General features: G+C 67.6%; 6 protein-coding genes and 1 pseudogene. 5 read left to right on the forward strand and 2 right to left on the reverse strand.

Going from position 1 to position 4,550, the window contains the following annotated elements; genetic code table 11:
• Window positions 1-89: 89 nt before the first annotated feature.
• The 3 genes and pseudogenes from cysE to I53_RS30000 all read left to right on the forward strand — a co-directional run.
• Window positions 90-662 (forward strand): annotated as a pseudogene (cysE, locus tag I53_RS29990) (serine O-acetyltransferase); the annotation flags it as partial.
• A gap of 93 nt (window positions 663-755) precedes the next feature.
• Window positions 756-971, forward strand: a complete 216-nt coding sequence (locus I53_RS29995; protein ID WP_007565940.1) for a DUF3126 family protein — start codon at window positions 756-758, stop codon at window positions 969-971.
• A 144-nt stretch (window positions 972-1,115) separates the two neighbouring features.
• Window positions 1,116-1,445: a hypothetical protein gene (locus tag I53_RS30000; protein WP_043358025.1), complete on the forward strand. Its 330-nt coding sequence runs from the start codon at window positions 1,116-1,118 to the stop codon at window positions 1,443-1,445.
• 6 nt (window positions 1,446-1,451) lie between these two features.
• Here I53_RS30000 and I53_RS30005 read toward each other — a convergent pair whose 3' ends face one another.
• Window positions 1,452-2,159, reverse strand: coding sequence for a transglutaminase-like cysteine peptidase (locus I53_RS30005; RefSeq protein WP_051045129.1), 708 nt, complete (start codon window positions 2,157-2,159; stop codon window positions 1,452-1,454).
• Window positions 2,160-2,478: 319 nt separating this feature from the next.
• On the opposite strand from I53_RS30005, the gene I53_RS30010 reads away from it, so the two are divergent.
• Window positions 2,479-2,736: a hypothetical protein gene (locus I53_RS30010; RefSeq protein WP_043358027.1), complete on the forward strand. Its 258-nt coding sequence runs from the start codon at window positions 2,479-2,481 to the stop codon at window positions 2,734-2,736.
• Between the two features lie 6 nt (window positions 2,737-2,742).
• Here the strand turns inward: I53_RS30010 and I53_RS30015 are convergent, their stop codons facing one another.
• Window positions 2,743-3,426 (reverse strand): transglutaminase-like cysteine peptidase, encoded by a 684-nt coding sequence (locus tag I53_RS30015; RefSeq protein WP_051045130.1) that lies wholly within the window; start codon window positions 3,424-3,426, stop codon window positions 2,743-2,745.
• A gap of 249 nt (window positions 3,427-3,675) precedes the next feature.
• Here I53_RS30015 and I53_RS30020 point away from each other — a divergent pair, with 249 nt between their 5' ends.
• A complete protein-coding gene (locus tag I53_RS30020; RefSeq protein WP_043358028.1) occupies window positions 3,676-4,239 on the forward strand; it encodes a c-type cytochrome, methanol metabolism-related in 564 nt (187 codons plus the stop codon).
• The last annotated feature ends 311 nt before the right edge of the window (window positions 4,240-4,550 follow it).

The raw sequence follows: 4,550 nt of genomic DNA on the forward strand, positions 1-4,550 counted from the left end.
CCGGTCTCGACGCCTGCGCGATCGTCGCCAAGCTCTGCGGGATATAGGCTGGATCGGTCACATCCGCGACGCCGACCGAGAGAACCTCGTCTGATATCGGTGCGGTGATCGACCGGGATCCGGCGACACTCCGGGCACTGGAACCGGTCCTCTACTTCAAGGGGTTCCACGCGCTCCAGGCTTACCGCCTCGCCCATCATGTCTGGAACCGCGGCCGGCGCGACCTCGCTCTCTACCTCCAGAGCCGGGTCTCGGAGGTGTTCCAGTGCGACATCCATCCGGCGGCGCGGATCGGGCGGGGCGTCTTCCTCGACCACGCCACGGGGCTTGTGGTCGGCTCGACCGCGGTGATCGAGGACGACGTGTCGATCCTCCACGCCGTGACGCTGGGCGGCACCGGCAAGCAGCGCGGCGACCGCCACCCCAAGATCCGCCGCGGCGTGATGATCGGCGCCGGCGCCAAGATCCTGGGCAATATCGAGGTCGGCGCCTGCGCCCGGGTGGCGGCCGGCTCGGTCGTGCTGAGACCGGTACCGCCCAACACCACGGTGGTCGGCGTGCCGGCGCGGGTGGTCGGCACCGCAGGCTGCGACGATCCCGCCCGGGCGATGGACCAGTTCGTCGCCTTGGACCAGTTCATCCACTTGGGCGACGGGATCTGAACCGCAACGCCGTCGCGCTTGCCGCTCCGCCCGAGGCGTGGCAAGCCCTCGGCCCATCCGCGGCGCCAGCGCCGCCAGGGGAGATCGATCAGCGTGACCAAAGCCGAGACCGCGAAGCTTCAGGACTATCTGCGCCGCAAGTTCGCGAACAACAACATCCGCCTCACGGCGATGAAGACCGGCGACTCCGCCGAGGTATTCATCGGCGAGGAATCGATCGGCGTGATCGCCGACGACAAGGAGGATGGCGACGATTCCTTCGTCTTCCGGATGGCAATCCTCGACATCGATCTCGAGGAAGAGGCCTAGCCGACGACGCGGCTGCCCCTGCATCCCCGGTGGGGCTGCGCCGGCCCACACCTGTGCACGGATTAACGCTACCCGAGACTCGTGCTTAACAAGCGGTAAACGGCATGAGTACAGTGCGCGCAACCTGTATCAGGAGCGCGAATAATGGTCCTCACGCCCGCCGCCATCGAGTCGATCCGGACCCTGTGCATCGGACTGGCACTGTCCGGCTTGATCGCCAGCGCCTTCGAGCTGTTCGCAGCACGGCGGGCGAGCTTCAGCCTGCTGGAGCGGGGCGGCCTCCCGGCAGTGGCCGCCCTGCCGATGCTGGCCTTTTCGGCGCCGTTCATCATCCTGCGCAACACGGTGCGCGGCCGGCGGATCGAGGGCCGGCCGATGCCGTTCGTGATGCTGGCGACCATCGTCGCGTGCGGCTGGAGCCTGCTCTCGGGCCGGGTCGCCCTTGACCTCGCCGCGATGCTGGTCGGCGTCTGACCAGATTCAGGGCTCGGCGGTGGCGACCTGTGCGGTGCCGTCCTTGCCCTCGAGGGAGACCCAAGCCGGCCCGTCCTGGCCGGCCTGCTTGATGAAGCTGTAGCCGGTACGCCGCCAGGAGCGGATCGCGTCGGTCTTGTTGTCGAGGATGAAGTCGCCGCGATCGGTGCGAACCGTGAGCACCGCGTGGCCTTCGTTGGTCTCGTCGATGACCACGGTCATCAGCAGGGCACGCCGCGGCAGGCCGCGCTCCACCAGCATCCGCCGTTTCAGCAACTGGTAATCCTCGCAGTCACCGAAGCCGTCATCGGGAAAATCCCAGCGATCCACGACGCCCCAATGGGCCTGATCGGTGATGGGCTTGATGCGGGCGTCCACCCGACGGTTGACGCTCTGCAGGGTCCGCCACACCGCCATGGTGAGCGGGATCGCGTTGGGCTCGGCAATGTCGACCACGCATTCCTGGGGCGTCCGCGCGCAGAAATCCGTCCAGCCCGCGATGGCGCGCACCGACCCAGCCTGTTCGACGGCGGTCACCTGATCCGGAAGAACGAGCCGGGCATGGGCATGGGTCGTCGCGCCGCCCATCGTGAGGATCGCGCCCACCAGTGCGAAGCTCGCGGCTTGGCGCGCCCGGCGCACCGCATGAGCCCAGCCCCGCCATTGCAGGGCGCCGAACACCTGACACGAGATTCCGCCATCCGCGTGCCGCATGGCCCAAGCCCCCGCCGCCCGATGATGACGGAAGGGTGACACGACCACGTGCGACGCACAATGGGTCAAGGCCAGACGGACAACGCGCGTCGAGCCCTATCGGTTCCGATTTAAGAGATGTTTTCATCCGCAGAGCTGACCCGAAACACATGCACGGAGCGAATAGCCGCTCTGCGCCCCCTCCGAGGGTCTTGATTCAGGTCAGTTTTGCCGGCTTCTCAGGGATGCTCACGCGCAGGATTCGCGGCGGGCCCGATCGAATTGCAAGAAGCCAGCCAGCCCGTCGCGGACGGGACTGCGCCTCAGGAAAGGACCCGCAATGCAGCCCGCCATCCAGCAGGTGATCAGAGCGCTCGCCGAGGATGGTCGGGCCGGGGCGATCAATATCGCGGAGCACGCGGTGGATTCCTATCTCGCCGATGCGCCGAGCGAGGGCGACAGGGCGCTGTCGCGGGACATCCTGGTGCGGGATCTCGCCAGCCTTCGCGGCGTCGCCCCCCATCTCGCTGCCTTCATCGGCCGGGTCGAGGCCTATGTGGCGAGCCTTGCCCAGCCGTCGCTGAGCCGGGCGGCCTGAGACGGCTCAGCGGTTGGCGGTGGTGACCGGGGAGGTGACACCGCCGAGCGAGACCCAGGCGACGGCGTCCTGGCTCTCGCGCTTGATGAACACGTAGCCGGTCTTGTGCCAGGGCAGGATCGCGTTGGTCTTGTTGTCGAGCACCAGGTCGCCCCGGTCGGTGATCAGGGTGAGCACCGCGTGGCCCTCGCCCTTCTCGTCGATCACCACGGTCATGCGCATCGCCCGCCGCGGCAGGCCGGCCTGGGCCAGCAGATGGCGCTTGAGCAGCTGGAAGTCCTCGCAGTCGCCGATGCCGTCCTCGGCCAGATCCCACCGGTCGGCCACGTGCAGGTGGTCCTGATCGGTCATCGGCTCGACCGCCTTGTTGACCCGCCGGTTCACCGACACGATCGTCGCCCAGGTGGCGGGCGTCAGGCTGATCCGGGCCGGTTCGCCCCGGTCGAGCGCGCATTCGGCCGCGTAGGTCTGGCAGAAGGTCGTCCAGGCCGCGATCGGCTTGGCGTCGCCCTGCACCCGGGCACCGGCTTCCGTCGGCAGGCTCGCAAGCGTCTGCGCCTGGACACCGGTGGCGAGGCCCACAATGCCGAAGACCGCGAGGGCGGCGACGGCGGCGCGGCGGCTCCGGGGCAGCCGACGCGCTGCGGGTGCCTCGACCCGTCTCTGCATCATCGAAACCGCGAACCGCATCGCCGGACCCAACCGTTAAGCTCTCGTTAACGAAAGCTCTCACGCCGGCGGGCCGGCGGCAATGCGCCGATTAACAAAAGGTTAATGCTGTGCGCAACGCGGATAATCGTTCAGTCGTCGTTCCGAGCCGGCACGTCCCCGCGATGCGCGAAAACGTGAAGGCGCACCAAGGTCTTCGTTTCCGAGATCCGTCGTTATCCCGGCGTCGCTCCACCGAGAAGAAGCCTGTGGGCGGCAGGAGGACGACTTATGCGGCGCGCAGCAGACAGGATCGCCGGGCTCATTCTGGCCGGACTTGCAGCAGGAACCCTCGGAGCCGTTTCGACATCCGCCGCCCCAGCCGGCGCGGCATCGACCGACCTGAAGAGCGAGGGACCGACGCAGCCGGCGAAGGTCCAGGACGGCCAGTACACCGACAAGAACGGCGATCCGACCTACCACGTCACGGACGGCGGCAAGAAGGTCGACTGGTACACCATGTCCGGCTACGTGCGGTACAATTCCAACTGCATCGTCTGCCACGGCCCCGACGGGATGGGCTCGACCTACGCACCGTCGCTTGTCGATGCCCTCAAGGGCATGGACTACGCGCACTTCGCCGGCATCGTCGTGGGCGGCAAGAAGGACGTGAACGCCTCGCAGGAGCTGGTCATGCCCGCCTTCGGCGATAACAAGAACGTCATGTGCTACCTGCCGGACATATTCACGTATCTCCGCGCCCGTTCGGACGGAGCGCTCGGTCGCAACAGACCGCCGGAGCACGAGCCCAAGCCCGCTGCCTTCGAGAAGGCCGAGGACGCCTGCATGAAGTGAACGCCGCCTCCCGGGCCTCGGACCGAGATTGAACCTGCCCGGGGGGCGACACGCCCCGTTGCACCGCTCGGTTGCGCACGACATACTCTGCACAAGACGCTGAAGAGCAGGCGCCAAGCTTGCCGAGGGGGTCGCAGGGGATGGAACGTGGCTCAAGGATCGGGAGTGCGCCGCCATCTCTGCGGCATCTGGACGGCCTGGACCGATGCGGCCGGGGCCGCCGACGCGGCCGCTGAGGTCGCCCGGGCCGTCGGGGGCTCGGCCCTGTCACAGATCGTCGTGTTCTTCTCGGCGGATTACGACGCTGAGAT

The sequence above is a fragment of the Methylobacterium sp. B1 genome (assembly GCF_000333255.1).
GTDB classification, from domain to species: Bacteria; Pseudomonadota; Alphaproteobacteria; order Rhizobiales; family Beijerinckiaceae; genus Methylobacterium; species Methylobacterium fujisawaense.